Here is a 24,285-nt window from a genome sequence, read left to right as displayed (position 1 = left end):
TCTTCTCCACATCTACAACTCGCGCATGCTGAGGGACCACAAAAAAACCTAGCACCCAAAACACTCAGTTCGCTCGCGTCCAGTCTTGTTTTTGTTGGCGGACGCACCTGCAGCTTTTTGTTTTTGTTTGAGACGCTGCGTTGTCACTCTTGTTTTTGTTGTTGTGCGCTAATAAGAGTGCAGAGCCCGTGCCAGTTTTAATAACTCTATAGTTAACAGTGGTTTACGGTAACTCTGGAAATAGGTGTTACCCCGTATCCCTAAAAAGTGTTACCTGTATTGCACTGCTTTATCGCGAAGTGTTACCTGGGGGAACGCACGGTAACAGTTGAGACGGGGTTCAGTTGTTGGGCGACATTCAGCCGCCCGTTGTTTTCTTACGTGGGATTCCCAGGCGCTGCCGGCGCTCCCAAAGTGATTTCCGGCTGATGCCAAGCTTTTGAGCCAGTTCGGTTTCGCTCATGCGATCCTGGTTTTCAATGACAAAATGCTGAAAGTAATCTTCCAGCGACAGGTCGTTGGCGGAGTCGGCTTCCCGCGGCTGGGTGCGCTCATTGTCACCTTCTACCAGAGTTTCAGGGATGTATTCATCGCTGAAGTCGCTGTCCAGGTCCAGAACAGAGGGCGTGATGGTGTCGCCGTCAGTGAGAATTGAGGCGCGCTCTATGGCGTTCTCCAATTCTCGGACGTTACCCGGCCAGCGGTGGCGTTCGAGGGCCTGCATGGCTTCAGGGCTAAGGTGTAATTCCGGGCGACCCAGCTTTTCGGCTTGTTTTTTGAGGAATCGGCCAGCGAGCCCCAAGATGTCTGCACGCCGTTCCCGAAGCGGTGGAAGTCGGATTTGCATCACGTTCAGACGGTAATAGAGGTCTTCGCGGAATTCTCCGGTCCGGGTCATTGCCTTCAGGTTCCGGTGTGTCGCGGCAATCATGCGTACATCGACCTTTCGGCTTTGGGTTGCACCTACTTTCCGGATTTCACTTTCCTGCAATACCCGAAGCAGTCGGGCCTGTGCCTCCGCGGGTAGCTCCCCGATTTCGTCCAGAAACAGGCTGCCGCCGTCAGCGGCTTCAATCAGGCCTGTGCGGGCAGAAACTGCGCCAGTAAAGGAGCCTTTCTCGTGGCCGAACAATTCGGACTCAATGAGGCTTTCCGGGATGGCTGCGCAGTTCACGGAAATCAGCGGTTTGTTCGCTCTGGGGCTGAGCAAGTGCAGGGCCCTGGCCGCCAGTTCTTTACCTGTACCGGATTCACCGTTAATCAACACGGTGGTTTGGGTAGGGGCTACTTTGCGAATGAGCGTGAACACCTTCTGCATGGGTTCACATTGGCCGAACATGATGCTGGATGGATCGACGGCTTCCGTGTCGCCTTCTGAGGCCGATTCATCAAGAGGGGGGCGGCAGTCCTTCCGGGCAAGAATGCCTTCGACAGCCGCCAGCATTTCATCATGATCAAACGGCTTGGCGATGTAGTCCACGGCGCCCATTTTCATGGAATCCACAGCCGAACGCAGGCTGGCGTAGCTGGTCATGATCAGTACCGGGGTGTTTGGTGCCCGGTTGATCATTTCGGTACCCGCTGCGCCGGGTAGCCGGAGGTCCGTGATGACCAGGTCAAAGCTATCTGGCTCCAGGCTATCGGCTTCCTCAACAGAAATTGCATCGGCTACTTCGTAGCCGGCATGCTGAAGCAGTTTGCGTACTGCGGAGCGGATAATATCTTCATCTTCAACAATCAAAATACGGGGCATATTGCGTTCACGACCTTTCGTTCGGGCTGCTGCCAGCATCGGTGTCAGGTTCATAAGCCGGCAGGCGTAATCTCATACAGGTTCCGTTACCGCTTTGTTTGTTGGCGGGGCTTTCAACCTGGATGTTGCCATAGTGTTCTTCAACGATACTGTATACAAGGGAGAGGCCAAGCCCTGTGCCTTTGTTGGGTGCTTTAGTGGTGTAGAACGGCTCGAAAATATGATCCTGCTGCTCAGCAGGAATACCGGAGCCTTCATCTATCACCTCGATGATAGCGGAGTAACCGTCAAGCTTTCCACTGACCCGAATGGTTCCTCCATCCGGTGAGGCGTCTCGGGCATTGGCGAGAAGGTTTACGAATACCTGTACCAGCCGTTGCTCGTCGCCCAGTATTTGTAAGTCTTGGGGGCATTCGTTCAGATACTGTATGCCCATGTTTTTTTCGCTTAGCGAGAGCAGGTTGATGGATTCTTCCACACAGCGGTGAATGCTGACAGGCTCATAACGGTTGGCTTGAGCATGGTTGCCTGTGCGCGAGAAGTTCATCAGTGACTGTAAAATGGTCGAAATCCGGCGGGTTTGTTGCTGAATCTGGTCGGCGGTTTCCAGGATTTCCGGGTTGTCAGTTTCGAGCTTCAGATTCTGTGCCAGAGAAGAAATGCCGGTAACAGGGTTGCCGATTTCGTGCGCCACGCCGGCAGCCAGACGACCAACGGAAGCGAGTCGCTCGCTGTGCATTAGTTCGTCTTCAAGTAAGCGGGTTTCAGTCTGGTCTTCCACCAGGATAATAGAGCCCCCTTCAGCATGGTCCGGCCCGTTCAGCGCGGCTTTGTGCAAGTTCAGCCAGTGGGGTTTGCCGCGCAGGTCCAGACGGTGCTTGTAGCGGTGGAGGTCATTGCCCAGATTGAAGTCGTCCAGCAGGAGGTGCCAGTGTTCGGGCAGTGCCATCAGTTTTGCGCCCACCACTTCATCGGCGGAGATGCCTGTGAGTGCCTCCATGGCGTGGTTCCACATCAGAATTTCACCATCTTCACCAACGGAACAGGCGGGTATCGGCAGGTTCTGTAAAGTTTGCCGATAGTGCCTGCGCAGATTGTCCAGCTCGCCAGCCAGTCCTGTCAGCTGGTTCTGGTAGTCGCCCAAAGCACGTTCGACATAACGGATATCCTGGCCGGTGCCACCGTGATTCATGGGCTTGAAACCAAGGTGTCGCTTCACCATATCCCGGGCGACAGAGGGGCCCAGCAAGCCCGACAGGTTAACCTCTATTTGATCTCGCAGGCGTCGCAACTGATAAGGGCGAAACTCTGTATTGGGTAGCTTGAGCTGGGTCAGGGCCCGGTTTACTTCACGGCGCGAGACATTGATGCCCAGGGGTTCTGCCAGCTGCTGAATGAAATCATTGGATGAGGCAGCAAGAAGTTCCCGGCGTTGTGGTCGTGATAACGCACCAACGGAGCATGCCTGGGCGGCGCTGGTCTCTTCTGGAGAGGCAGGGCTGAGTATGGATACCAGAGCAAATATGCTGATATTGGCTGTCAGGCTGAAGAAGGTAAGCAGATGCCAATTATCATAGCCAGTGGTGATGGGGAGGCCGATAAATGATAGCAGGTCCAGGGTGTAGGAAAAGGGCAGCACAAGAGTGAACAGCCAGATTGTCAAGCCGGTGAGCAGCCCGGCAATGAGTCCGCGACGATTTCCTTCAGGCCAATAAATCACCCCCAAAACACCCGGCAATAATTGTAGTGTGCCCGTCAGCGAAATGGCCCCGAGAATGGAGAGGTTGAGATGCTGGCCAATGGTTTCGTGGAACAGCAGCGCCATAAATAAGATAACGGCAATCAGCAGGCGTTTGACCCACTGTAGCCAACGATAGATATCACCCTGATCTCTTGGTGTTTTAAGGGGCAGAACGACATGGTTCAGTACCATTCCGGCGAGTGCCAGTGTGCTTACAATCATCAGGCCACTGGCGGCAGAAAGCCCGGCAATGTACATCAACAGTGTCAGTATCGGACTGCCCAGGGCTTGTGCCACGCCGATACTGAAGAACGCCGGTGGCACAGTAACGCCTAAAGCCTGACCTCCCCAAACAATCAAAGGAACCGGCAGGCCTATCAGGAGCAAGTACAGAGGGAACCCCCAGCTTGCCTTTGCCAGAGCTCTGGGGGAGGGGTTTTCGCTGAAAGTCATGTGGTACATGTGGGGCAGTACCAGCGATGCGGCGAACGACATCAGCAATAAGGCTCGCCAACTGCCGTCGTTAATGGCCATCGCCATCGGGGCTTTGGGCTGGGTTTCCTCAGCCAGCCATATCTCCAACCCACCCGTTCCGCCGAACACGCCAAACAAGATGACGCCGCCAAGCACCAGCAGCGCAGCGACTTTCACCAGAGAGTCGAAAGCGATAGCTAGAACCAGGCCTTGGTGATTGCCAGATGTTTGATGGCGACGAGCGCCGAACAACATGGCGAACAGCACTACGATTAAGCTGAACATAATGCTGATGACTTTGGGTGGGGTGTCCGGTGCCAGCAGGCTGGCAGACATAGAGACAGCCTGTATTTGCATACTGAGCAGAGCCAGAATAGCCGCGGCGGAGCACAGTGTTACCAGTGTGCCCGCCCACTGACTGCGGTATCGATAGGCAAACAGGTCTGCCAGAGACGTTAGCTGGTAGGCCCGCCCGATCCGGAGTATGGGGTTAAGCAATACCGGGGCGAGCAAAAACGCACCGCTGATACCCAGATAGTATGCAAGAAATCCGAAGCCAGAATCAGCAGCCATGCCAACTGCACCATAAACGGCCCATATGCCGGCATAAACTCCGAGGCTGAGAGTGTATACAAGAGGGTGCCGGACCCATTGGCGAAGCAGCGTGCCACGCTCTGTCGCCCACGCAATTCCGAACAGAAGAATAAGATAAAGAAGGCTGGCGAGTAGCAGCCCCGGTGCACTAAAACTCATTTGGATCCCGCCGCCATTCGAGCCAGAAGCCGATCACTATCAGGCCGCCCCAGATTATATACGGGCTGTACCAGACATTGCCCGGCGAGGTCCACCAATCCAGGATGTTCGGAGAAAAAATGTAGATGGCCAGCACCAGTAGAAAAACCAGGCGGTAGATATACATCAGGCTAGTAGTCCGAGTGCGTTTGTGTGCCTAGGGTTATACCACGGGCCTGTTGGGATGTCAGTGGAATAGCCTGTCTTTGCCAGTGGGCAAGCGCCCATTCCAGTACGTCTTCCACCCGCGCGTATGCCAGCGTTGCAGGGGGCTTTTGGCCGAGAGAGCTGAGGGCTTGTACGAGGTTTACCGAAGGCTGAGAGTCGTCCAGCGCTGGTGCGAGGTTCTGCTTGCTGAGTTTCTGGCCCTGTTCATTGAGAATGACAGGAATGTGCAGCCATCGTGGAGGTTCGGCACCTAGGGCCTGGAATACCTGCTGTTGCTGGGCGGTCATGTTCAGCAGGTCGGAGCCCCGAACAATATCAGTTATACCTTGGTTGATGTCGTCGACCACCACCGCCAGCTGGTAAGCGTAAAAACCTTCTTTTCGCCGAATTACCGGGTCGTCAAGCTCCGCCAAAACCCGTTGATTTTGCGGGCCAAGAAGCAGGTCTTGCCAATGACAGTTCTCATCACTCAGAGCAAAGCGGATGGCGTAGGCTGTGCCGTCAGGAATCGGCAGATTATCCCGGCAGTGGGCTGGATGGCGTCCATTATTGGCCTGCAATTGTTTGCGGGAGCATGCGCAGCGATAGGCCTTGCCATTTTTCAGTAGCTGTTCGATAGCGTGCTGGTATGCTGAATGACGCCGGGACTGAAAGCAGACAGGTTCGTCTGAGAGTAGGCCGTGGGCTTCTAGCGAATGCAGAATCTGGGCCGTCGCATCCGGTGGCTCTCTTAGCGGATCCAGGTCTTCCACGCGTACCAACCAAACACCGTTAGAGGCGCGGGCTTCCAGCCAGCTGGCTAAGGCAGTAACGAGGGAGCCAAAGTGTAAAGGGCCTGTGGGTGAGGGCGCAAAACGTCCACGGTACCGAGAGTGCTCCATAGCGGCTCTATAAGCTGGCGGGCTAGCCGCCAGCTATCAGGAGGTATTAGATGCCTGTCTGGCGCTCGCGGATTTCTGCGAGTGTCTTGCAGTCGATGCAGAGTGTTGCAGTTGGGCGAGCTTCTAACCGGCGGGTACCGATTTCAACGCCACACTGATCGCAGAAGCCATAATCGTCTTTATCGATACGATCAATGGTCTTGTCGATCTTTTTGATCAGTTTGCGTTCACGATCCCGGGTTCGGAGTTCCAGACTGAACTCTTCTTCCTGGGTTGCGCGATCGCTGGGATCCGCGTAATTTGCGGCATCTTCCTGCATGTGGTGCATTGTGCGGTCTACTTCTTCCATCAGTTCCTGCTTCCAGCTCAGGAGCAGTTCCTTGAAGTGCTGCAGCATCTCTGCACTCATGTATTCTTCACCCTTTTTCATCTCGTAAGGGGTGAAGTCGGTAAAGTTTTCGCTTGGTGCTTGTGCAGTCTTCTTTGCCATTGAATCCTGGCCTCTTGTTTATGCTTCTAGCTAGGGCGCTTTGCTTCTGCCGCATCAGCATGGGTGGCTGTGCGGGTTTTACCCAGGCGCCCTGACATGGGAATTTGCGGAAAATAGCAGATAAGTCTCAGGGGTGCTAGTCCTGTGACTCCGACTTATTGTGGAGAGCATATGAAGTTTGCGGAACCATTGATAGAGGGGCGGCTGATTCGCCGCTACAAACGCTTCCTGGCAGATGTGCGTTTACCGGATGGTGAGGAGGTAACGGCGCACTGTCCGAATACCGGGTCAATGCTTGGCTGCCAGCCGGAAAATGCTAGGGTCTGGTTGAGCAAGAGTGATAACCCTAAACGAAAGCTCAGGTACACCTGGGAGCTGGTAGAAACCAGTCCTGGTGTTATCGCATGTGTGAATACGGCACGACCGAACGCTCAGGCCAGGGCTGCGATTGAGGCGGGGACTGTCTCTGAACTGATGGGGTACCGCCAGTGTCGGGGTGAGGTACGTTATGGTGAAGAAAACAGCCGTATTGACCTTCTGTTGTCTGACCATGACACGCAACCGGATGCTTGGGTTGAGGTGAAAAACGTAACTCTGGCTGATGGTGGGCAGGGGTATTTCCCGGACGCAGTCACAGAGCGCGGACAAAAGCATTTAAGGGAATTGATGGCGCAAGTAGCAAAGGGTGATCGTGCAGTTTTATTCTTTGTGGTGAATCACACTGGCATTGGCGAAGTGCGGCCAGCCGATCACATTGATCCCCGTTACGGCCAGTTACTGAGGCAGGCCGTTGAAGCCGGAGTCGAAGTGATAGCCTATAGGGCCGCTTTGCTCGGGGCTGATGGCAACCCGAGTGGTCGGCTTGATCTGGTGGGGCCCGTGCCGGTTAACCTTGCACCCTGATTTCGATGTCGCCATTTCGTTCGCGTACATCCAGTTCCGTCAGTGCCTCTCCCTGACAGGGGCCTGCGATGCATTCGCCGGAGCTTGGCTTGAACAAAGCTCCGTGGGTGGAGCACTGAATGAACAGGTTGTCGGAATCCATAAAGCGGCCTGGCATCCAGTTCAATTCAATGCCCAGGTGGGGGCAGATGTTGAGGTAGGCTCTGGGGTTGCCGTTGTCCAGAAAAACAAAACCTGTCAGCGGCATGCTGTCGGGGGCAGCGGCTTTTTGCTGGAGCCGGAACTCCACAAATTTGCCCGGCACGAGTTCCTGTGCCGGGCAAACCGATTGCCAGGGGGTGCCTGCAGGCTTCATTGCTGCGGGCTGAGGCCAAAGTGCTGACGGATTCTGTCGGCCACGGCTTCTGCCACATGCTCCTGATTGGTTTGTAGGTGGATGGTGTGGGTCTTTTCTTCTGTTGTCAGAGGTTCGAACCAGGTTTGTTGAGCGTCGAGCATTTCTTCCGTCGCTTCAGATGCATCACCTTTGCGATTGCGCACCCAGTCCCGGCGCAATGCTTCTGGCGCTTCGGTGTGCAGTAATGCAAACGGCACGCCCTGATTTTCTGCAACCTGGGCGAACAGTGCTCGCTCGCTTTCTTTCAGGCATGCAGCGTCAACAATAACCGATAACCCGGACGTCAGAAGCTGGTCGGCAAGTTGTGCCAGATGTTGGTAGGTTTTCTTTGTCGCTTCAGGGCTGTACAGGTCTGTGCCTAATCCGGATTTGCTGTCATCCAGAGGCCCAAGGCCGTGCAGCCGTTTACGTTCTACGTCCGAACGCAGGCGCACCAGGTTCAGTTCGCCTGCCATGGCAGCGCTAACGCAGGTCTTTCCAGATGCCGACAAGCCGGTAGTGGCCAGCAGGTAGCGGTTAGGAATAGCACCGTAATTCTCCGCAAGTTGTGCGTAATCCCGGTAGACCTGCCACAGACTTTTGAGCTCGCTTTCCTTCAGGCTTGGGTTTCCCATGGTAAACAGGGCAATTTTAGCCCGCACCATCGCCCGGTACGCTTTATAAAGAGGAAGTAGCTCCAGACCCTCGAAATCACCTCGGTATTCCAGGTAGGTGTTGAGAACCAGGTTCGCCAATACGTATTCCTGGCGCGATTCCAGGTCCATTAACAGGAACGCCAGGTCGTTGATGACGTCAATCCAGCGAAAGGGCTCGTTAAACTCGATGCAGTCGAATACCGTTACCTGTCCCTTGAATACGGAAATATTGGCGAGGTGGAGGTCGCCGTGGCATTCGCGTACCAGGCCATTAGCCCTGCGTGCAGTAACCAGATCCCGGTTACGCTCGAAGGTGGTTTTTGTCCATTCTTCCAGAGCGTCCAGCTGGGTGAGCAGGGATTTATCGCTCAGCAATGGCCGGATCTGGTCGAAGTTTTCCTGCATCGCGGCATAAACAGCTTCCGCTGTACCCAGCGGTTTGTCCTCAGCTACGGGGGGCAGGCTGTCATGAAACAGAGCAACCTGGCGGGCCGTACTGACGAGTAAGTCTGGCGTTAGCTCGCCACTTTCCTGAAGCCTGTCGAATTGCTGGCTTTGATCAAACTGGCGCATGCGTATTGCGTATTCGAAGGGCTCTCCATCACCACCAAAGCGGGGCTGTTCCGGGGTACCTGTAATCGGCAGCACTTCCAGGTAAAGGTCTGAAGCCAACCGGCTGTTCAGGCGGAGTTCTTCTTCACAGAAATGTTTACGACGTTCCAACGTGGAGAAATCGAGGAAACCGAAATTCATGGGTTTCTTGATTTTGTAGACGTAGTCGCCGGTCAGAAGTACTTGAGAAATATGGGTCTCGATCACTTGGAAATTTTTAACCGGATGGTCGAACAATTCCGGGTTCTGTAGTGCTTTAACCAGTGTATCGGGCGCTCGCTCGCTCACATTTTGCTCCTGGGATCCCTGAACTCGTTGATTTTATTTGGTCTATCATAGCTGGCAGATTACAGAAATAACACATAACAGGTCTGCCGGTCGCCTATCAGGCTTCGTTATAATCACAGGATGAGCAAATCATCGAATTCCCGTAAAAAATCTCCCAAAACTCAACCAAAGAGCAGGCGTTCTGGTCTGTGGCGTTTATTGTTCCGTATCACTTTTTTGGGCTTGGTAGTGTTGGCCGGCTGGATGGTTTATCTGGACGCTGTGGTTACTTCCCGTTTCGAAGGCCGTCGTTTCGAAGTGCCGTCTCGCGTGTACGCCCGGCCGCTGGAACTGTACGACGGAGCCAGTGTCAGTGCTGCAGGCCTGGCCCGAGAGTTAGCGTTAGCAGGCTATAGAGCGGGTGATGGCGTGAAAGTCGGCACTTACCAGCGTAACGGTGGACGGTTCGTGATCAGCGCGCGAAGCTTTGTGTTCCCTGACGGTGATGAGCCCCAGCGCAGGCTTTCATTAGTGGTGAATGGCGATAAAGTCCAGTCATTTTCTGTGTTGTCGGGGCCTAAGTCGCCTATTGTTCGGTTGGAGCCTGCGCAGATCGGCGGTATCTATCCGGCTCACCGGGAAGACCGGGTGCTGGTGCAGCTGAATGAGGTGCCAGAGTTGTTGCCGAAAGCCCTGATGGCGATAGAAGATCGTGATTTTTATAGTCACTTCGGCATTGCACCGTTGTCTATCGCTCGCGCCATGGTTGTGAATATCAAGGCTGGCGGGATCGTTCAGGGGGGCAGCACCTTAACTCAGCAGCTGGTGAAGAACTTTTTTCTGACCCGTGACCAGACCCTTGCGCGGAAGGGGAACGAAGCCCTGATGTCGATTCTGCTGGAGCTACATTACGAGAAAGATGACATTCTCGAAACCTACCTGAATGAGGTTTATCTGGGGCAGGCTGGAGTTCGAAGCATTCATGGCTTTGGCCTGGCCAGTCAGTTTTTCTTCGGAGAGCGGCTAAAGAACTTGGAGCCACATCAGATTGCCTTGTTGGTTGGTATGGTCAAAGGGCCTAGCTACTACAACCCCAGGCGTCATCCGCAACGAGCGACTGCGCGCCGTAATCTGGTTTTGGATGAAATGGCGAAAGCCGGGCTGTTGTCAGAACGGGAGGCCGACAGCGCGAAGGCCAAACCGTTAGATGTTAGCGCTAAGCCTTCGTTCACCGATAACCGTTATCCTGCTTATATCGATTTGGTTCGCCGGCACTTGGCCCGGGACTATCAACAGGAAGATCTGCAGAGCGAAGGTTTGCGCATCTTCACCACGCTCGATCCAGCTGTGCAGCACGCCGCTGAAACCGCGGTAAGTAAAACGTTGCCCAAACTGCCTAAATCCGATGTACTGGAAGCAGCACTGGTGGTGACGGCTAAAGATACGGGTGAAGTGCTTGCGCTGGTGGGTGGTAAAGATCCGGATTTCGCCGGATTTAACCGCGCTGTGGATGCACACCGGCCGATGGGTTCTCTGATCAAACCGTTTATCTATCTGGCTGCCTTGGAGCAGCCAGAGAAATATACATTGATCACGCCAGTGAAAGATCAGGCTTTCACGCTGGAGTTTGATGATGGCCAGTTATGGCAGCCAAAGAATTTTGACAAACAGGAGCGGGGCGAAGTGCCCCTGCACCTTGCGCTGTCTAAATCCTATAATTTGCCAGCTGTTCGGGTCGGTCTGGATGTGGGAATTCCGAAGGTTCAGGAGAAGCTCAGGGCGTTCGGGGTTACCAAGCCGATTTCGGATTATCCTGCAATGTTGTTGGGCTCTGTTTCATTGGCTCCGGTGGACGTGGCTCAGTTATACCAAGGCCTGGCTACCTCGGGTTTTAATACGCCGCTACGCACCATTCGTGAGGTGACGGATGCTGGCAATCAGCCGCTTTCTCGCTATAACTTGAAGGTTGATCAGGTGGCGGACCCTGCAGCTGTGCACTTGGTGCAGTACGTTATGCAGGAAACCATGCAGGAAGGCACCGGTCGCTCAGCCTATTACACCTTGCCTGAGCGGTTGACGCTCGCCGGGAAAACCGGCACCACGGATGACGGCCGTGACTCATGGTTTGCCGGGTTTAGTGGCGACATTCTTGCTGTTGCCTGGGTAGGCAGGGATGATAATGGCCCAACGTCACTCACCGGCGCTTCTGGTGCGTTGCCAGTGTGGTCTGCCATGATGGCGCAAATTCCTCAGCATGGCTTTTCCCCGGTAATGCCTGATGGCGTGCAATATCATTGGGTGGATGCCGAGGCTCAGGCTCTGACCAGTGAGAATTGCCAGAATGCCCGGTTGATGCCATTTGTAACCGGCAGCGAGCCAGAGGCTCATACGGGATGTAACGGGAACTTTGGCGGGCAAATTCGTAATTGGTTTGAAGGATTGTTCAGATGAAACGAGTAGCGATAACCCATGCCGCAGGCCTCATATTGGTGCTGAGTCTGGCCGGATGTGCCTCGGGCCCTGGCGGAGGTTCCATTTATGTCCCCATGGGGGGCAGTGAACAAGCCGAAGCCCCTGAGCCTCCGCGTATGTCTGCCCCTGCGGAACTCGAACCACCGGTGTGGCGCAAGAGTGAACAGCCGGAAGTGAGTGAGCCGGAACCCGGCCAGCCAACCCGTTCGCCGAGCTATCGGGAGTCTGGTGATGAATTGCCAGCGGCGGCTGTGGCTTTGATTCATGATGCCGACCAGCGCCTGAAACAGGGCGACTCGGCTGGGGCGGTTGCACGGCTGGAGCGTGCCCAACGAGTTGCGCCACGTTCAGCCGAGGTGTACTTCAAATTGGCAGAGGCCTATGTCGCGGGAGAAAATCTGGGCGCAGCGGAACAATTCACCCTGAAAGGTCTATCACTGGCGGGTAATGACTACCGGATGCAACGGTCTGGCTGGTTATTGCTGGCGGATATTCGCCGAGCCCGGGGAAATGTTGCAGGGGCCGATCAGGCTGAGAACCGGGCGAGAGCTCTGTAAAAACAGAGGCCATCCCAGGCCTCTGTTTTTATTTCTTCGAGTTACAGCGTTGCCATCACCTTGCGGGCTGCTGCGATGGTAAACTCAATGTCTTCATCCGATAGCGCTGCACATACAAAGCCTGCCTCGAATGCAGAGGGTGCAAGATATACCCCTTCAGCCAGCATGCCCTGGAAGAACTTTTTGAAACGTTCCACATCGCATTTCATCACTTGATCGAAACGAGTCACGGATGGCTCGCTGGTGAAAAAGAATCCAAACATGGCGCCGGCGGATTGCACGGTCAGCGGAATACCCGCTTCGTCGGCAGCAGCTTTCAGACCATCCCGTACTTTGTTAGTTTTTTCGATCAGCTTGTCGTGGAAGCCCGGCTCAGAAATCGCATTCAGTGACGTCAGGCCAGCAGCCATGGCCAGTGGGTTGCCACTCAAAGTACCAGCCTGATAGACCGGGCCCAGTGGTGAAATGTGTTCCATGATCTCACGCTTGCCGCCAAATGCACCCACAGGCAGGCCGCCGCCGATGACTTTGCCCAGCGCTGTCAGATCTGGGGTGATGCCGTAGTGGCCCTGTGCGCCGCCGAGAGACACGCGGAAGCCGGTCATGACTTCATCGAAAATCAGTACGGTGCCGTGCTCGTCGCACACTTCTCGCAGACCCTCAAGGAATCCTGGAACTGGCGGAATGCAGTTCATGTTGCCGGCTACAGGCTCCACGATGATAGCGGCAATCTGATCGCCGATGTCACTGAAGGTTTTACGAACACAGTCGATGTCGTTGTAGTCGAGAGTTATGGTGTGCTGGGCCAGGCTGGCAGGAATGCCCGGAGAGTTTGGTTCGCCCAGAGTCAGTGCGCCAGAGCCGGCTTTTACCAGCAGGGAATCGACGTGGCCGTGGTAGCAGCCCTCAAATTTCACAATCTTGTCCCGGCCGGTGTAGCCACGAGCCAGACGAATCGCGCTCATGGTGGCTTCAGTGCCGGAGTTCACCATGCGAACCAGGTCGATGGAAGGTACCAGTTCGCACACTTTTTTGGCCATCTCTGTTTCGATAGCAGTGGGCGCTCCGTAACCAACGCCAAGATCAACCTGAGCGTGCAGGGCTGCTTTGATGCGGGGGTCTGAGTGACCAAGAATCATTGGGCCCCAGGAACCGATGAAGTCGATGTATCGGTTGCCGTCCTCATCGTACAGGTACGCGCCTTCTGCGTGATTGAAAAACACCGGAGTGCCGCCTACACCACGAAATGCGCGAACCGGTGAGTTGACGCCGCCGGGTATGTATTTCTGGGCCTGTTCGAACAGCTCTTCAGAATGAGTCATGGTTAGCTCCTGTTAGTGAGAATGTGTTGATAGCGGGTGATGCAAAGCGATGAGTCGGCTAAAAGTTCTGGCTTTTGCTTTAATGTCTTCCGGGGATCCCCCGAACAATCCGCCCACTACGGCGAGAAGGTCCGCGCCCGCGCGAATCAGTGGTTTTGCATTATCCGTTGTAATGCCTCCAATGGCTGCCACGGGCAGTGCCAATCGGGTTGCTTCCGTTAATACACTGACCTCTGCAGCGGGTGCGCCAGGTTTTGTTCTGGAGCTGTAAAACCGGCCAAAAGCCAAATAATCTGCGCCATGTGATTTGGCTGCGTGAGCCAGATCCATGCGGTGGTGGCAAGTAATGCCAATAATAGCTTCCGGCCCCAGCAGGTTTCTGGCTTTTTCCAGTGACCAGTCGTCTTGGCCAAGGTGCACGCCCTGAGCGCCCACTCTGAGTGCCAGTTCAGGGTCATCGTTAATGAGCAATGGGACGCCCGCATTTCGGCACAGGTCGGTCAGGTCTGCTGCCTGGCGTAACCGTTCTGAATCCGCAGAAAGCTTGTCCCGATATTGGACTAACACAGCTCCGCCTTCCAGAGCGGCTTCTACGGACTGCAGCAGTTGGTCGGGGGGCGTGAGCTGGTTGTCGGTGATGGCATAAAGGCCAGGCTGGACTTTATGGTTTATCGCTCCCACGGGATACCCCGGTCTGGAATTCGTTGTCCCTGGCCAACGGTCAGGGCTTGCAGAAGGGTGCGGTGAACATAGTTCTGAGCTTGAGATATGGCGGCTCGGGCTGAAAGCCCGCTGGCGAGGCCTGTGGCGATCGCAGCCGCCAGTGTGCAGCCAGTGCCGTGGTATTCGTTGTCACCAACCCTGTCGACCTCCCAGTGCATGGGCGCCTGATCATGGCAGTACAGGGTGTTGATGATGTGGGTGCCAGTACCATGGCCGCCGGTAACTAGTACCGACTTGCAGCCGGCCATCAGCAGCCTGTCGGCGGCCAGGCCTTCGCTCTCGCATCCCCCAAGCTGGATGAGCTCGATGCCATTGGGAGTAATCATTTCGGCCTTGGCAAACAGGTTGCTCTTCATGGCCTCTACCAGTTCATCATCTGCAAGATCACCGCCACCTGCAGCCTTGATCACAGGATCCACTATCATGGGGATGCCCGGTCGGCTTTCCAGAAAATCCATCAGGATCGATACAATGGCGCCATTGCCCATAGCTCCGGTTTTTATGGCATGTATAGGGATATCGTTTGCCAGGCATTCGAGTTGCTGACGGATGAACCCGGGGTCAATAGCTTTGGCGTTATATACATTGTTGGTATCTTGCACTGTCAGGCAGGTCAGCACCGGCAGGGGGTGGCCACCGAGTGACGTGATTGCCTGAATGTCTGCTTGAATGCCGGCGCCGCCGGAAGGATCCAGCCCTGAAAGCACCAGAACATGGGGACGGGTGTAGCTGTTAATAATTCGCCTCCTCAGAAGGGTTTCACAACCGCAAGGATAACTACCGCGAGCAGAATGAGCACAGGTAGTTCGTTGAACCAGCGGTAGAATACGTGGCTACGGGTGTTGTTGTCGTCACGGAATACCTTCACCAGGTGACCACAATAAAAGTGGTATGCAATCAACAGTGCAACCAGAAAAAGCTTTGCATGCAACCAGCCCTGGCTGAAATAGCCGGAAAGATTATAACTGAGCAGCCAGACACCAAATATAACTGTGGCAATCATCGAAGGGGTGGTTATGCCCCGGTACAGTTTGCGTTCCATGATTTTGAAACGCTCCTGGCCGGGCCTGTCCTCACAGGCTGCGTGGTATACGAACAGTCGTGGCAGGTAGAAAATGCCGGCGAACCAGCAGACCAGTGAAATTATATGGAAGGCCTTAACCCAAAGCATTTTTTAACTCCGTCGATATTGGTAGTAACTTTCTATGTCTGATTGCAGGACGACACCATAAACCCGTTGAATCATCGGAGCCACATGGCGTTGCACATATAGTGCTTCGGCGTGGGATTGATCAAATTCGTTCAGGGCTTCTTCCAGCGTTGCCTGGTATTGCACCGGCGCGACATCACGTCGGTTGGCCGGGATCTGCATCAGGTCCAGGGTTTCCGGCGATTCAATACCCTCTTCGGTCAGCTGTTTTTCGATATCTTCCAGATAACGGGCAAGGTCAACAGCAGGTAGTAATGATGTAGGCCCGTTGCTGCCGTCCACTAAGAGCCATTTTGGCTCAGAGGTCAGGGCCTTACGGGCCTCCTCAAAGGTCAGTTCACGTTTGATTCGCAGAATGTTCCGCTCCATGATTGCGCCAACGGAGACCCGCCTGAGGGCCTGGATAACTGGCGAACTCTGGTAGCTCAGCCCCTGGCTTTTGAGGACAGTCAAAAACAGGGATTTTTTTCCAAAGGCTTCACTGGTGACGAGGCTGGAGGTGGTGATGATGAGCATTCCGGGCAAGATGATGTTCGGGTTTCTGGTCAGCTCCATTAGTGCCATCAGAGCGGCCATTGGTGCTTGCAGAACCGCCCCCATCATCGCGCCCATACCAAGCATCGCGTAAAAGCCAACAGAAGAGGCGTTGTCAGGGAACATGGCCGCGCCTACCAGCCCCATGGCGGCCCCCAGTGTGGCACCAATAAACAGTGTTGGTCCGATGACTCCGCTGGGCATGCCCAAACCAATGGATGCACCGGTAATCAGGAGTTTGGCTGTTGCCGCACCCAGGAGTAGCCAGAAACCGAGTTCGCCATGAATGGTTTTGCCGACGGTGTCGTAACCAATCCCCATGGTTTCGGGGATGAATATTGCAAAAGGCACCATGATTAGCCCGGCAACACTGATGCGTAACAGCACCGGGCGATGATGATAGCGCCCCAGGCTGTCGACAATGTGAATGAAGGCTGCGGCGGCAATGCCGATGATGACTGCAATGGCCAGTATCCATGGGATTTCGAGCATGGAGTTCATTGTTAATGCGGGCACGCTGAATGCCGGCTCGGAGCCGTAGACCAGCTGGGTCACGATGGCTGCGCTGACGGCCGAAAGGATGATGGGAGTGAAGCCCGCGATGGTGTATTCCATCATCACCACTTCCATGGCAAAAATAACGCCGGATATTGGCGTATTGAACGAGGCTGAAATCGCCGCTGCGCAACCGCAAGCAACCAGTGTCCTAATGCTGTTGTTAGGTAGTCGCATCCACTGGCCAAGCAAGCTCGAAAAGGCTGCGCCAAGATGCACTGCGGGGCCTTCACGACCGGCGGATTGGCCGCTGACGACGGTAACCACACCTGCGACAAGCTGGACCATAGCGCTTTTGAGGGAAATGTAGCCTTGATGGTAGTTCAGCCGCTCCATAACATGGGCGATTCCGACTTTGCGATCATGAAGCGCTAACCGGTGCAGAAGAAGGCCTAGTCCAAGGGCTCCGGCAAGAGGCAGGAGACCACGGGTGAGAATGTTCAGATCCTCAAAATTTTCAGAGCCATCGCCTGGGAGGAAATGCTCAAGAGGCCACTCGATGGCGAACCGGAACAGCAGAATGACCACGCCGGTTACAATGCCGGATAGCAGGCCGAGCGCGGCTAATTGGGGAAGTGCGTCGACACCGGAGAGCTTACCTCGGAATACGGGTATCAGGTTTTCCGTGATCTGTTGCCTGATGTTACGCATATGCGCCGGGTTCCGGTTGGTCGAACGGTTCGATCAGAGTGTTTCGGTCAACATTGTAACCTTGAGCCTGCAAGCTGCAATAAGTCCTTGGTTTATCATGTTAGACTACCGCGAAATTCTGACCAGAATACGTTGGAGAATAGCGTGATTAAAATTGGCATCGTTGGTGGTACCGGATACACAGGTGTAGAGCTGCTGAGAATCCTGGCAGTCCATCCGGAGGTTGAGGTGAAGTGTATAACTTCCCGCTCAGAAGCCGGCATGCCGGTAGCAGACATGTATCCCAACCTGCGAGGGCACTTTGATCTGGCATTCTCCGAACCGGACCCGGCGGAGTTAGCACAGTGTGACCTGGTGTTTTTTGCAACGCCCCATGGTGTGGCTGCCCGTATGGTGCCAGAACTGATGGATGCTGGCACGCGAGTTGTGGATCTTTCTGCCGATTTTCGTCTTAAAGATCTCGATGTTTGGGCTAAGTGGTATGGCATGCCCCATGAAAGCCCGGAATGGGCGGCAAAAGCAGTGTATGGTTTGCCTGAAGTGGCTCGTGAAGACATTCATAAAGCGCAATTAGTGGCGAACCCGGGTTGTTACCCCACTGCGGTACAGTTGGGCTTTTTGCCGTTGCTTGAACATCGGCTGGTGGATGCTTCACGGCTGATCGCCGATGCCAAATCCGGTGCCAGCGGGGCTGGCCGACAGGCAAGCATCGGCATGCTGCACGGTGAAATAGGTGAAAGCTTTAAGGCCTATGGTGCCTCTGGTCACCGTCATCTGCCCGAGATTCGGCAAGGCCTGAGTCTGGCTGCGGGTGCGGGTGCGGGTGTGGGTGTTACCTTTGTTCCTCATCTGTTACCTATGATCCGAGGCATCGAGGCAACGCTTTATGCAGAGTTGGTGAATGAGGCTGATTTTGATCGCCTTCAGGCTCTTTACGAAGAACGCTATAAAGATGAGCCGTTCGTAGATGTGATGCCGTTTGGCAGCCATCCTGAAACCCGGAGTGTCCGGGGCGCTAACCACTGTCGCATGGCACTGCACCGCCAGGAGCAGAGCAACGTGGTTATCATTACTTCGGTGATTGATAACCTGGTGAAAGGCGCGGCCGGTCAGGCTGTTCAGAATATGAATATCATGTTCGGATTGAATGAAAATCTGGGGCTGAATGCTCCGGCCTTACTTCCCTGAGGGTAACCTGTGAGTGACACTCGTAAACCCGTAGAGGAATATGTGGTTATCCGCCATCGGCGGGGTTATCGCATGCGCCGGACCCTGATTCTGCTGATATTTACCGTTGTGGCCGCAGTATCCGGGTATTTTGCTGGGATGGCCCAGGGTGGCTTTCGGTTTTCATCTGCAGAAGATTCTAACGACCAGTTGGTTCAAGAAATCGATGGCTTGAGAGAACAGTACCGTAAGGCCCGGCAGAATCTGATAAATCTGGAGCGAGGCAGAGCGATTGATGAGCAGGCTCTTCGGGACGCCCGGAATGCCATCGTAGGCCTTGAAACTCGTGTCTCTGAGCTTGAGGCTGACCTGACATTTTATCGCAACATTATGGCTCCGTCTGAGGCAAGTAAAGGCCTGCAGGTGGACAGTTTTACGCTAGCTCCTGCTCGTGAAAATGGTACTTATAGTTTCAAGATGGTACTGACCCAGGTGGGTAATAATAATCGGTACATATCGGGTCTTGTGGCCGTAAATGTGATCGGCTCTCTGGGGGGTAAAAAAGAGGTGATCGCCCTGCGAGATCTATCGGAAGAAATCGATGATCTCGGTATAAAGTTCAGATTTCGCTATTTTCAGGACATAGAAGGCAGCCTGAGTTTGCCGGAAAATTTTGAACCTTTGGAAGTTCAGGTGGTTGCCCAGGCTGAGGGTCGGAAGGCCTCTCAGGCTGAGAGTACCTTTGATTGGGAGCAGTTAACGGAGAATTGATATGTTGGGTAAGAAAAAGCAGAAGCGGCATCGTGCTTCGAATCGGTTCGATACGTTGATTTCAGCAAGAACTTCGATTGAGGGTGATGTGCACTTTTCGGGAGGCTTGCATATTGATGGTAAAATCAAAGGTCGTGTTATCGCTGAAGATGGCAGTGATGCGGTGGTTCGCCTGTCTGAAGTCGGTCAGATTACCGGCGATGTGATCGCGCCACACATCATTATCAATGGCACTGTTAATGGCGATGTGCAGTCGTCTGCTCACCTTGAGTTAGCTGAAAAGTCGAGCGTCAACGGAAATGTCTATTATCAGTTGATTGAAATGGCAATGGGGGCTTCGGTGAATGGGAATCTTGTTCGTCAGACGGAAACGACCGGATTGCTTTCCCATGAGGCTTCCCAGGTTGATAATGCGCATGATGAGGATGAGGGAAAGTCCGAATAGTTGACTGTTTTACTCGGGAATACCATAATCTAAGAATATCCAATAGTGCCGGAGGCAAACCTTGAGTGTAGTTCAGCAGCAAGTGGCCACACCGCTGTTTTTCAGTGACAGTGCCGTTGCCAAGGTGCGCGAGTTGATTGAAGAAGAGGAAAATCCGGAGCTAAAACTGCGGGTCTTTGTGACAGGCGGAGGATGTTCTGGTTTTCAGTATGGTTTTTCGTTTGACGAAAATCAGGAAGAAGATGACACGGTCATTGAGCGAGATGGTGTCAAGCTGCTGGTTGATTCCATGAGCTACCAGTACTTGGTGGGGGCCACCATTGAATACCAAGAGGGCCTTCAGGGTTCTCAGTTTGTGGTGCAAAATCCAAATGCAAGTTCAACCTGTGGTTGCGGTAGTTCCTTCTCGATCTGATATCAGGCGGGGTAGATAGCCCCAAGAATTCTTTCCCCCGAAGCTCCAGTGACTTCCGGCACATTGCCTGGCAGGTTTTGCAGCGTCTGCCGCGCAAGCCATGCGAAAGCAACCGGTTCTACCCATTGCGGATCCAGCCCCAGATCAGCGGTGGTGGCCAATGCTACAGAGCCAAGCCCCAGCCTTAATTCGTTCATCAGTAATGGATTAAACGTACCTCCACCACAGGCATAAACCGCCATGTTGGAAGACTCTTGCGGCAGTTGCTGCAAAATGGTTGTTACAGTCAGCTGCAACAGGGTTCGTTGAACATCTGCTGGAGATAGCTCCGGGAAGCGCTGAAGGTGAGTGTGAATCCAGTCAAGGTTGAAGCGTTCTTTGCCTGTGCTCTTTGGGGCGGGGTTGGTGAAATAAGCATCCGAGAGCATGCTGGCCAAAAGCTTTTCGTTGGATGAGCCTTCCGCAGCCAGAAGGCCGTGCTCATCATAGTGACGGCCGGTCTGGTCCAGGCACCAGGCATCCAGAAGCGCGTTAGCCGGGCCAGTATCAAAACCGATGATCGGCTTCCGGTTGCCAGCGGGTAGCCAGGTTATGTTGGCAATGCCGCCCAGATTCAGTATGCATCGGTCCTGCTCTTCGCATTCGAATAGCCATCTGTGGAATGCGGGTACAAGCGGAGCCCCTTGTCCACCAGCAGCAATATCCCGGCTTCTGAAATCAGAGACTGTTGTCACGCCTGTTGCTTCTGCGATAAAGGCTGCCGAACCGATCTGCATGGAGAAGGGCGCATTTCCTGATGGTTGGTGGCGCAAGGTTTGGCCGTGGCTACCAATGCCAGATATTTCTGGGGCGGAAATATCTGAGTGTGCGATCAGCTCTGAGGCCGTGCGTGCAAAATGCTGCCCTACCAAAGTGTCAAGTTCGCCAAGTTCGTCTGGACTTCCGTGGTCGCGGGTTGCCATAAGAAGGCGATGCCGGAGATTATCCGGATAGGCGAGAGAATGAGTGGCGTGTATCGTCAGACTTTGTGATTTGAAAGACACCAGCACGGCATCGACTGAATCCATGCTGGTGCCTGACATCAGACCAAGCCAGTAACTCATTCTCAATTTTCCGGTGCCAGAGCCAGTTGTTGCCGACTCTCATGGAGCATGTTGAATTGAGTCAGGCGCTGATCTGTAACTTGCTTAAATCGGGCCATTTCAGATTTTGGGATAGGCTGAGCGTCCGGAAGTTTAACGGTGCGAGAGTTCTTCGCGACACCATTTATCCGGTATTCATAGTGCAGGTGGGGGCCTGTAACCATGCCAGAAGAACCGACGTAGCCAATGGTTTCTCCCTGTTTAACGCGGGTGCCATTCTTTATACCTTTACCAAGCCGGCTCATGTGAGCATACAGCGTGGTGACGTTGTCGCCATGCTGAAGCACAACTGTTCGGCCATAACCACCCTTCCAGCCAGCAAACTTAACGCGCCCGTTGCCGGCGGCTTTGATCGGGGTGCCAGGAGGTGCTGCGTAATCAGTTCCCTGATGAGGTCGCACAATGTCCAGTACGGGGTGTCGGCGCTGCAGGTTAAATGGTGACGAGAGTCGGGCATTAATGGGCACGCGCAAAAATGCTTTCCGCATGCTTTGCCCTTCTGCTGAATAGTAGTCACTTTCTCCGTTAGAGTCAGTGTACAAAACGGCTAAATTCTCTTTTCCTTGGTTGATGAATTTAGCAGACAGAATTCGGCCTGTGCTGAATTCCTCTCCATCGATAAAGAGTTTCTCGTAAACGACTTCGAAGCGGTCCCCTTTGCGAACGTCGTAGACGAAGTCTATGTCCCAACCGAAAATGCCGGCCAGCTCCATGGTGAGTCGGTCGTCCATGCCGGCTTCTTTGGCCGCCAGGTAAAGAGAACCATCGATAACGCCAGATGCAAAGGCAGGGCGGACTTCTGGTTCGCGAATTTCAGTCTGGCCTTTATACCCGTTTTCGGATTTTTCGATTTTGAGGGTTTCGAGCAGGCTGCGTTGCAGTTGGACGCCAACCAGTTCACCTTGTTCATTCAGTCCAAAACGAATGTCTTCGCCGGCATACAGGCGTTGAAGTTTATCCGCCTCGCCCTCGCCGTGAATCACCGATAGCATGATTCGATCATTAAACCCGGCTTTTTTGAACAAGGATGACAAGGTGTCACCGGATTTAATGCGGAATTCCTGCCACTGAACCTTCGGGGCCACGGGGGAGGTGGGTGCAGGAGGTGCTGACTCAGCGACCGAAGCCGATTGTTCGTTTGCTGTGGTTGGTGGGATGTCGTCGCTGGCAGGAGGTTCGATAACCGATTGGCTTGAAAGGGGCGCCTTTAACGGTGCACCAGAAACGACTCCCTGCTCAAGGTCAACAGGGTAAGACATGCGCCTGGCTTCAACATCTGCGCTGGGGCTCATAAGCACTGCTGCGGTTACTACAACTGTAGCGGCGGCGGCAAGCGTAATATGTGATTTGGGGAAACTTTTAAGCACGATGCTCACCCATTATGATCGCTATTCCAGGTAGTTGAGTCCGCTAATTAAAGCGTCTGATTAACTATAGACCAACAGATTACCGCATATAAAAGAAACAGGACAGCGTCGAACATTACGGTTACGGGCGCAGGCGGTCGTACAAAATACACCTCCGCTGATATAATGTCGGCCTTGAAATATATGGGTTGGTTAAAAACTGATCGCGCATACTTTAACAAGCGGCGCCTGTAAATCGCACACTTCTTTTGTAGTGCTGTGTAACTGGCAGCTTTCGTTTTGCTTTCAAAACTGGAGACATAGGGTTCATGGCATCATTAGATGAAGCATTAGCCATCATAAAACGTGGAATTGATGAGCTGATTCCAGAAGAAGATCTGATCGCAAAGCTGAAAGAAGAGCGGCCGCTAAGGGTTAAGGCGGGTTTTGATCCGACGGCTCCAGACCTTCATCTTGGGCATACTGTTCTGATTAATAAGTTGCGCCAGTTCCAGGATCTTGGTCACGAGGTAATTTTTCTGATTGGCGATTTTACGGGAATGATTGGTGATCCGACCGGGAAAAGTGCAACGCGGCCGCCGCTCACCGAAGAGCAGGTTCGTAAAAATGCCATTACTTATAAAGAGCAGGTATTCAAGATTCTTGATCCCGCTAAAACCCGGGTAGTTTTCAATTCCGAGTGGATGGGTAAGATGAATGCCGCTGAAATGATCACTCTGGCTGGCCAATACACGGTTGCCCGAATGTTAGAACGTGATGATTTCACAAAGCGTTTTCGTTCAGAGCAGCCTATCGCTATTCATGAATTCCTCTATCCTTTGATCCAGGGGTATGACTCAGTTGCCTTAGAAGCGGATATCGAGCTTGGAGGTACTGATCAGAAGTTTAACCTTCTCATGGGGCGCGTATTGCAGAAGCATTACGGGCAAAAACCTCAGGCTATTCTCACTGTGCCAATCCTTGAGGGGCTGGACGGTGTGCAGAAAATGTCGAAGTCTCTGGGTAACTATGTCGGTGTGAATGATGCGCCTGGCGAAATGTACACTAAGTTGCTATCGGTGCCTGATGAATTGCTGTGGCGATATTTCGAGTTACTTAGCTTCAGGCCAATGGTGGAGATTGAAGAGTATAAAGTGGCCGTTAAAGGGGGAGCCAATCCGCAGGACTTTAAGAAGGTCCTTGCTGAAGAGCTGATCGCCCGCTTTCATGGCGAAGATGCTGCGAAAAGTGCGCATAAGTCTGCGGGTAATCGTGTCGCTCTGGGTGAAATTCCGGAAGATGTACCTACGGTCGAGGTTTCGCTGGAAGGGCAGGCTGATCTTCCTATGGCTGCCATTCTCCGCCTGGCGGGGCTTGTTAAGAACGGTGCGGCAGCGCGTGACGTGTTAGGTCGGGGTGCGGTTTACCTTGATGGTGTGCAGTTCGAAGGGGATCGGAAGTTTGTGAAAGGTGATGACTGCATTGTTCAGGCGGGTAAGAAGAAGATAGCTCGCGTAGTGGTGGTTGGTTAGGTTTAGCCTGAATGCGGCCGGTTTGAACTTTTTTCAGATTGGCTGTTGACTCCTCAGCTGGTGTCTGTAGAATGCGCATCTCGCTTGAGGGGCTGGCCACTGGAATCGGTCAGATCTGATGCGATAACTGCTTGAAAGGATTGAAGAAAATGTTTTAAAGATTCTTCAGAAAGCGGTTGACAAGGTAGCGATTCGGTGTAGAATGCGCACCTCGATTTAGCAGTAAGCCGATGAGTTTTTGGTTGTTTTCGGAGTCGGAAGCGGCGAAAAATAAACGGTTGACAAGGCGGCGAAACGAAGTAGAATGCGCCACCTTGATTGAGCAACGAG

21 protein-coding genes are annotated in these 24,285 nt (G+C 53.7%); 8 read left to right on the top strand and 13 right to left on the bottom strand.

Going from position 1 to position 24,285, the window contains the following annotated elements; translation table 11 throughout:
• Nucleotides 1–358: 358 nt before the first annotated feature.
• The 4 genes from ABYA77_RS07370 to dksA form a co-directional block, all read right to left on the bottom strand.
• Nucleotides 359–1,753, bottom strand: coding sequence for a sigma-54-dependent transcriptional regulator (locus tag ABYA77_RS07370; RefSeq protein ID WP_372965345.1), 1,395 nt, complete (start codon nt 1,751–1,753; stop codon nt 359–361).
• Nucleotides 1,754–1,760: 7 nt separating this feature from the next.
• The gene (locus ABYA77_RS07365; RefSeq protein ID WP_372965310.1) at nt 1,761–4,721 is read right to left on the bottom strand and encodes an ATP-binding protein; all 2,961 of its coding nucleotides are present in this window, start codon (nt 4,719–4,721) and stop codon (nt 1,761–1,763) included.
• Nucleotides 4,722–4,891: 170 nt separating this feature from the next.
• On the bottom strand, nt 4,892–5,809 hold the full coding sequence (gene gluQRS / locus ABYA77_RS07360; RefSeq protein ID WP_372965309.1) for a tRNA glutamyl-Q(34) synthetase GluQRS: 918 nt from the start codon (nt 5,807–5,809) through the stop codon (nt 4,892–4,894).
• Nucleotides 5,810–5,855: 46 nt separating this feature from the next.
• Nucleotides 5,856–6,299 carry an RNA polymerase-binding protein DksA gene (gene dksA, locus ABYA77_RS07355; RefSeq protein ID WP_372965308.1) on the bottom strand — a complete coding sequence of 148 codons (444 nt, stop codon included), beginning with the start codon at nt 6,297–6,299 and terminating at the stop codon, nt 5,856–5,858.
• Nucleotides 6,300–6,470: 171 nt separating this feature from the next.
• On the opposite strand from dksA, the gene sfsA reads away from it, so the two are divergent.
• Nucleotides 6,471–7,202 (top strand): DNA/RNA nuclease SfsA, encoded by a 732-nt coding sequence (gene sfsA / locus ABYA77_RS07350; RefSeq protein ID WP_372965307.1) that lies wholly within the window; start codon nt 6,471–6,473, stop codon nt 7,200–7,202.
• On the opposite strand, the gene ABYA77_RS07345 is transcribed toward sfsA, so the two are convergent.
• Nucleotides 7,186–7,557, bottom strand: a complete 372-nt coding sequence (locus ABYA77_RS07345) for a Rieske (2Fe-2S) protein (RefSeq protein ID WP_372965306.1) — start codon at nt 7,555–7,557, stop codon at nt 7,186–7,188. The genes sfsA and ABYA77_RS07345 overlap by 17 nt on opposite strands.
• Nucleotides 7,554–9,134 carry an AAA family ATPase gene (locus ABYA77_RS07340; RefSeq protein WP_372965305.1) on the bottom strand — a complete coding sequence of 527 codons (1,581 nt, stop codon included), beginning with the start codon at nt 9,132–9,134 and terminating at the stop codon, nt 7,554–7,556. Before ABYA77_RS07340 ends, ABYA77_RS07345 begins: the two co-directional genes overlap by 4 nt.
• Before the next feature lie 120 nt (nt 9,135–9,254).
• Between ABYA77_RS07340 and mrcB the strand changes: the two genes are divergently transcribed.
• Nucleotides 9,255–11,564 (top strand): penicillin-binding protein 1B, encoded by a 2,310-nt coding sequence (mrcB, locus tag ABYA77_RS07335; RefSeq protein WP_372965304.1) that lies wholly within the window; start codon nt 9,255–9,257, stop codon nt 11,562–11,564.
• A complete protein-coding gene (locus ABYA77_RS07330) occupies nt 11,561–12,142 on the top strand; it encodes a tetratricopeptide repeat protein (RefSeq protein ID WP_372965303.1) in 582 nt (193 codons plus the stop codon). Before mrcB ends, ABYA77_RS07330 begins: the two co-directional genes overlap by 4 nt.
• A 41-nt stretch (nt 12,143–12,183) precedes the next feature.
• On the opposite strand, the gene hemL is transcribed toward ABYA77_RS07330, so the two are convergent.
• From hemL to ABYA77_RS07305, 5 genes are read right to left on the bottom strand one after another with little or no spacing between them, the layout of a single operon-like run.
• Nucleotides 12,184–13,464: a glutamate-1-semialdehyde 2,1-aminomutase gene (gene hemL, locus ABYA77_RS07325; protein ID WP_372965302.1), complete on the bottom strand. Its 1,281-nt coding sequence runs from the start codon at nt 13,462–13,464 to the stop codon at nt 12,184–12,186.
• A 12-nt stretch (nt 13,465–13,476) separates the two neighbouring features.
• A complete protein-coding gene (thiE, locus tag ABYA77_RS07320) occupies nt 13,477–14,145 on the bottom strand; it encodes a thiamine phosphate synthase (RefSeq protein ID WP_372965301.1) in 669 nt (222 codons plus the stop codon).
• Nucleotides 14,133–14,894 carry a hydroxymethylpyrimidine/phosphomethylpyrimidine kinase gene (locus ABYA77_RS07315; RefSeq protein WP_372965300.1) on the bottom strand — a complete coding sequence of 254 codons (762 nt, stop codon included), beginning with the start codon at nt 14,892–14,894 and terminating at the stop codon, nt 14,133–14,135. The genes thiE and ABYA77_RS07315 overlap by 13 nt, the downstream gene beginning before the upstream one ends.
• 41 nt (nt 14,895–14,935) lie before the next feature.
• Nucleotides 14,936–15,358 carry a protoporphyrinogen oxidase HemJ gene (gene hemJ / locus ABYA77_RS07310; RefSeq protein ID WP_372965299.1) on the bottom strand — a complete coding sequence of 141 codons (423 nt, stop codon included), beginning with the start codon at nt 15,356–15,358 and terminating at the stop codon, nt 14,936–14,938.
• Nucleotides 15,359–15,361: 3 nt separating this feature from the next.
• A complete protein-coding gene (locus ABYA77_RS07305) occupies nt 15,362–17,137 on the bottom strand; it encodes a chloride channel protein (RefSeq protein ID WP_372965298.1) in 1,776 nt (591 codons plus the stop codon).
• Nucleotides 17,138–17,281: 144 nt separating this feature from the next.
• Here ABYA77_RS07305 and argC point away from each other — a divergent pair, with 144 nt between their 5' ends.
• The 4 genes from argC (at nt 17,282) to erpA (ending at nt 19,935) form a co-directional block, all read left to right on the top strand.
• Nucleotides 17,282–18,325, top strand: coding sequence for an N-acetyl-gamma-glutamyl-phosphate reductase (argC, locus tag ABYA77_RS07300; RefSeq protein ID WP_372965297.1), 1,044 nt, complete (start codon nt 17,282–17,284; stop codon nt 18,323–18,325).
• A gap of 9 nt (nt 18,326–18,334) precedes the next feature.
• The gene (locus ABYA77_RS07295; RefSeq protein WP_372965296.1) at nt 18,335–19,075 is read left to right on the top strand and encodes a DUF6776 family protein; all 741 of its coding nucleotides are present in this window, start codon (nt 18,335–18,337) and stop codon (nt 19,073–19,075) included.
• Nucleotide 19,076: 1 nt separating this feature from the next.
• Nucleotides 19,077–19,520, top strand: coding sequence for a polymer-forming cytoskeletal protein (locus tag ABYA77_RS07290; protein WP_372965295.1), 444 nt, complete (start codon nt 19,077–19,079; stop codon nt 19,518–19,520).
• Nucleotides 19,521–19,581: 61 nt separating this feature from the next.
• Entirely contained in the window at nt 19,582–19,935 is a 354-nt protein-coding gene (gene erpA, locus ABYA77_RS07285) for an iron-sulfur cluster insertion protein ErpA (RefSeq protein WP_372965294.1), read from the top strand.
• A 2-nt stretch (nt 19,936–19,937) separates the two neighbouring features.
• Here the strand turns inward: erpA and ABYA77_RS07280 are convergent, their stop codons facing one another.
• On the bottom strand, nt 19,938–21,038 hold the full coding sequence (locus ABYA77_RS07280; protein WP_372965293.1) for an anhydro-N-acetylmuramic acid kinase: 1,101 nt from the start codon (nt 21,036–21,038) through the stop codon (nt 19,938–19,940).
• Between the two features lie 2 nt (nt 21,039–21,040).
• On the bottom strand, nt 21,041–22,444 hold the full coding sequence (locus ABYA77_RS07275; protein WP_372965292.1) for an OapA family protein: 1,404 nt from the start codon (nt 22,442–22,444) through the stop codon (nt 21,041–21,043).
• Nucleotides 22,445–22,752: 308 nt separating this feature from the next.
• On the opposite strand from ABYA77_RS07275, the gene tyrS reads away from it, so the two are divergent.
• Complete coding sequence (gene tyrS / locus ABYA77_RS07270) at nt 22,753–23,955, top strand: tyrosine--tRNA ligase (protein WP_372965291.1); 1,203 nt, start codon at nt 22,753–22,755, stop codon at nt 23,953–23,955.
• The last annotated feature ends 330 nt before the right edge of the window (nt 23,956–24,285 follow it).

The sequence above is a fragment of the Marinobacter sp. genome (assembly GCF_041595835.1).
Classification (GTDB): Bacteria; Pseudomonadota; Gammaproteobacteria; order Pseudomonadales; family Oleiphilaceae; genus Marinobacter.
This window is presented reverse-complemented; position numbering and strand designations above follow the sequence as displayed.

Coding starts and splice junctions, on each gene's coding strand:
- ABYA77_RS07370 (WP_372965345.1), bottom strand. CDS start 1,753: ATGCCCCGTATTTTGATTGTTGAAGATGAAGATATTATCCGCTCCGCA.
- ABYA77_RS07365 (WP_372965310.1), bottom strand. CDS start 4,721: ATGAGTTTTAGTGCACCGGGGCTGCTACTCGCCAGCCTTCTTTATCTT.
- gluQRS (WP_372965309.1), bottom strand. CDS start 5,809: ATGGAGCACTCTCGGTACCGTGGACGTTTTGCGCCCTCACCCACAGGC.
- dksA (WP_372965308.1), bottom strand. CDS start 6,299: ATGGCAAAGAAGACTGCACAAGCACCAAGCGAAAACTTTACCGACTTC.
- sfsA (WP_372965307.1), top strand. CDS start 6,471: ATGAAGTTTGCGGAACCATTGATAGAGGGGCGGCTGATTCGCCGCTAC.
- ABYA77_RS07345 (WP_372965306.1), bottom strand. CDS start 7,557: ATGAAGCCTGCAGGCACCCCCTGGCAATCGGTTTGCCCGGCACAGGAA.
- mrcB (WP_372965304.1), top strand. CDS start 9,255: ATGAGCAAATCATCGAATTCCCGTAAAAAATCTCCCAAAACTCAACCA.
- ABYA77_RS07330 (WP_372965303.1), top strand. CDS start 11,561: ATGAAACGAGTAGCGATAACCCATGCCGCAGGCCTCATATTGGTGCTG.
- hemL (WP_372965302.1), bottom strand. CDS start 13,464: ATGACTCATTCTGAAGAGCTGTTCGAACAGGCCCAGAAATACATACCC.
- hemJ (WP_372965299.1), bottom strand. CDS start 15,358: ATGCTTTGGGTTAAGGCCTTCCATATAATTTCACTGGTCTGCTGGTTC.
- ABYA77_RS07305 (WP_372965298.1), bottom strand. CDS start 17,137: ATGCGTAACATCAGGCAACAGATCACGGAAAACCTGATACCCGTATTC.
- ABYA77_RS07290 (WP_372965295.1), top strand. CDS start 19,077: ATGTTGGGTAAGAAAAAGCAGAAGCGGCATCGTGCTTCGAATCGGTTC.
- ABYA77_RS07280 (WP_372965293.1), bottom strand. CDS start 21,038: ATGAGTTACTGGCTTGGTCTGATGTCAGGCACCAGCATGGATTCAGTC.
- tyrS (WP_372965291.1), top strand. CDS start 22,753: ATGGCATCATTAGATGAAGCATTAGCCATCATAAAACGTGGAATTGAT.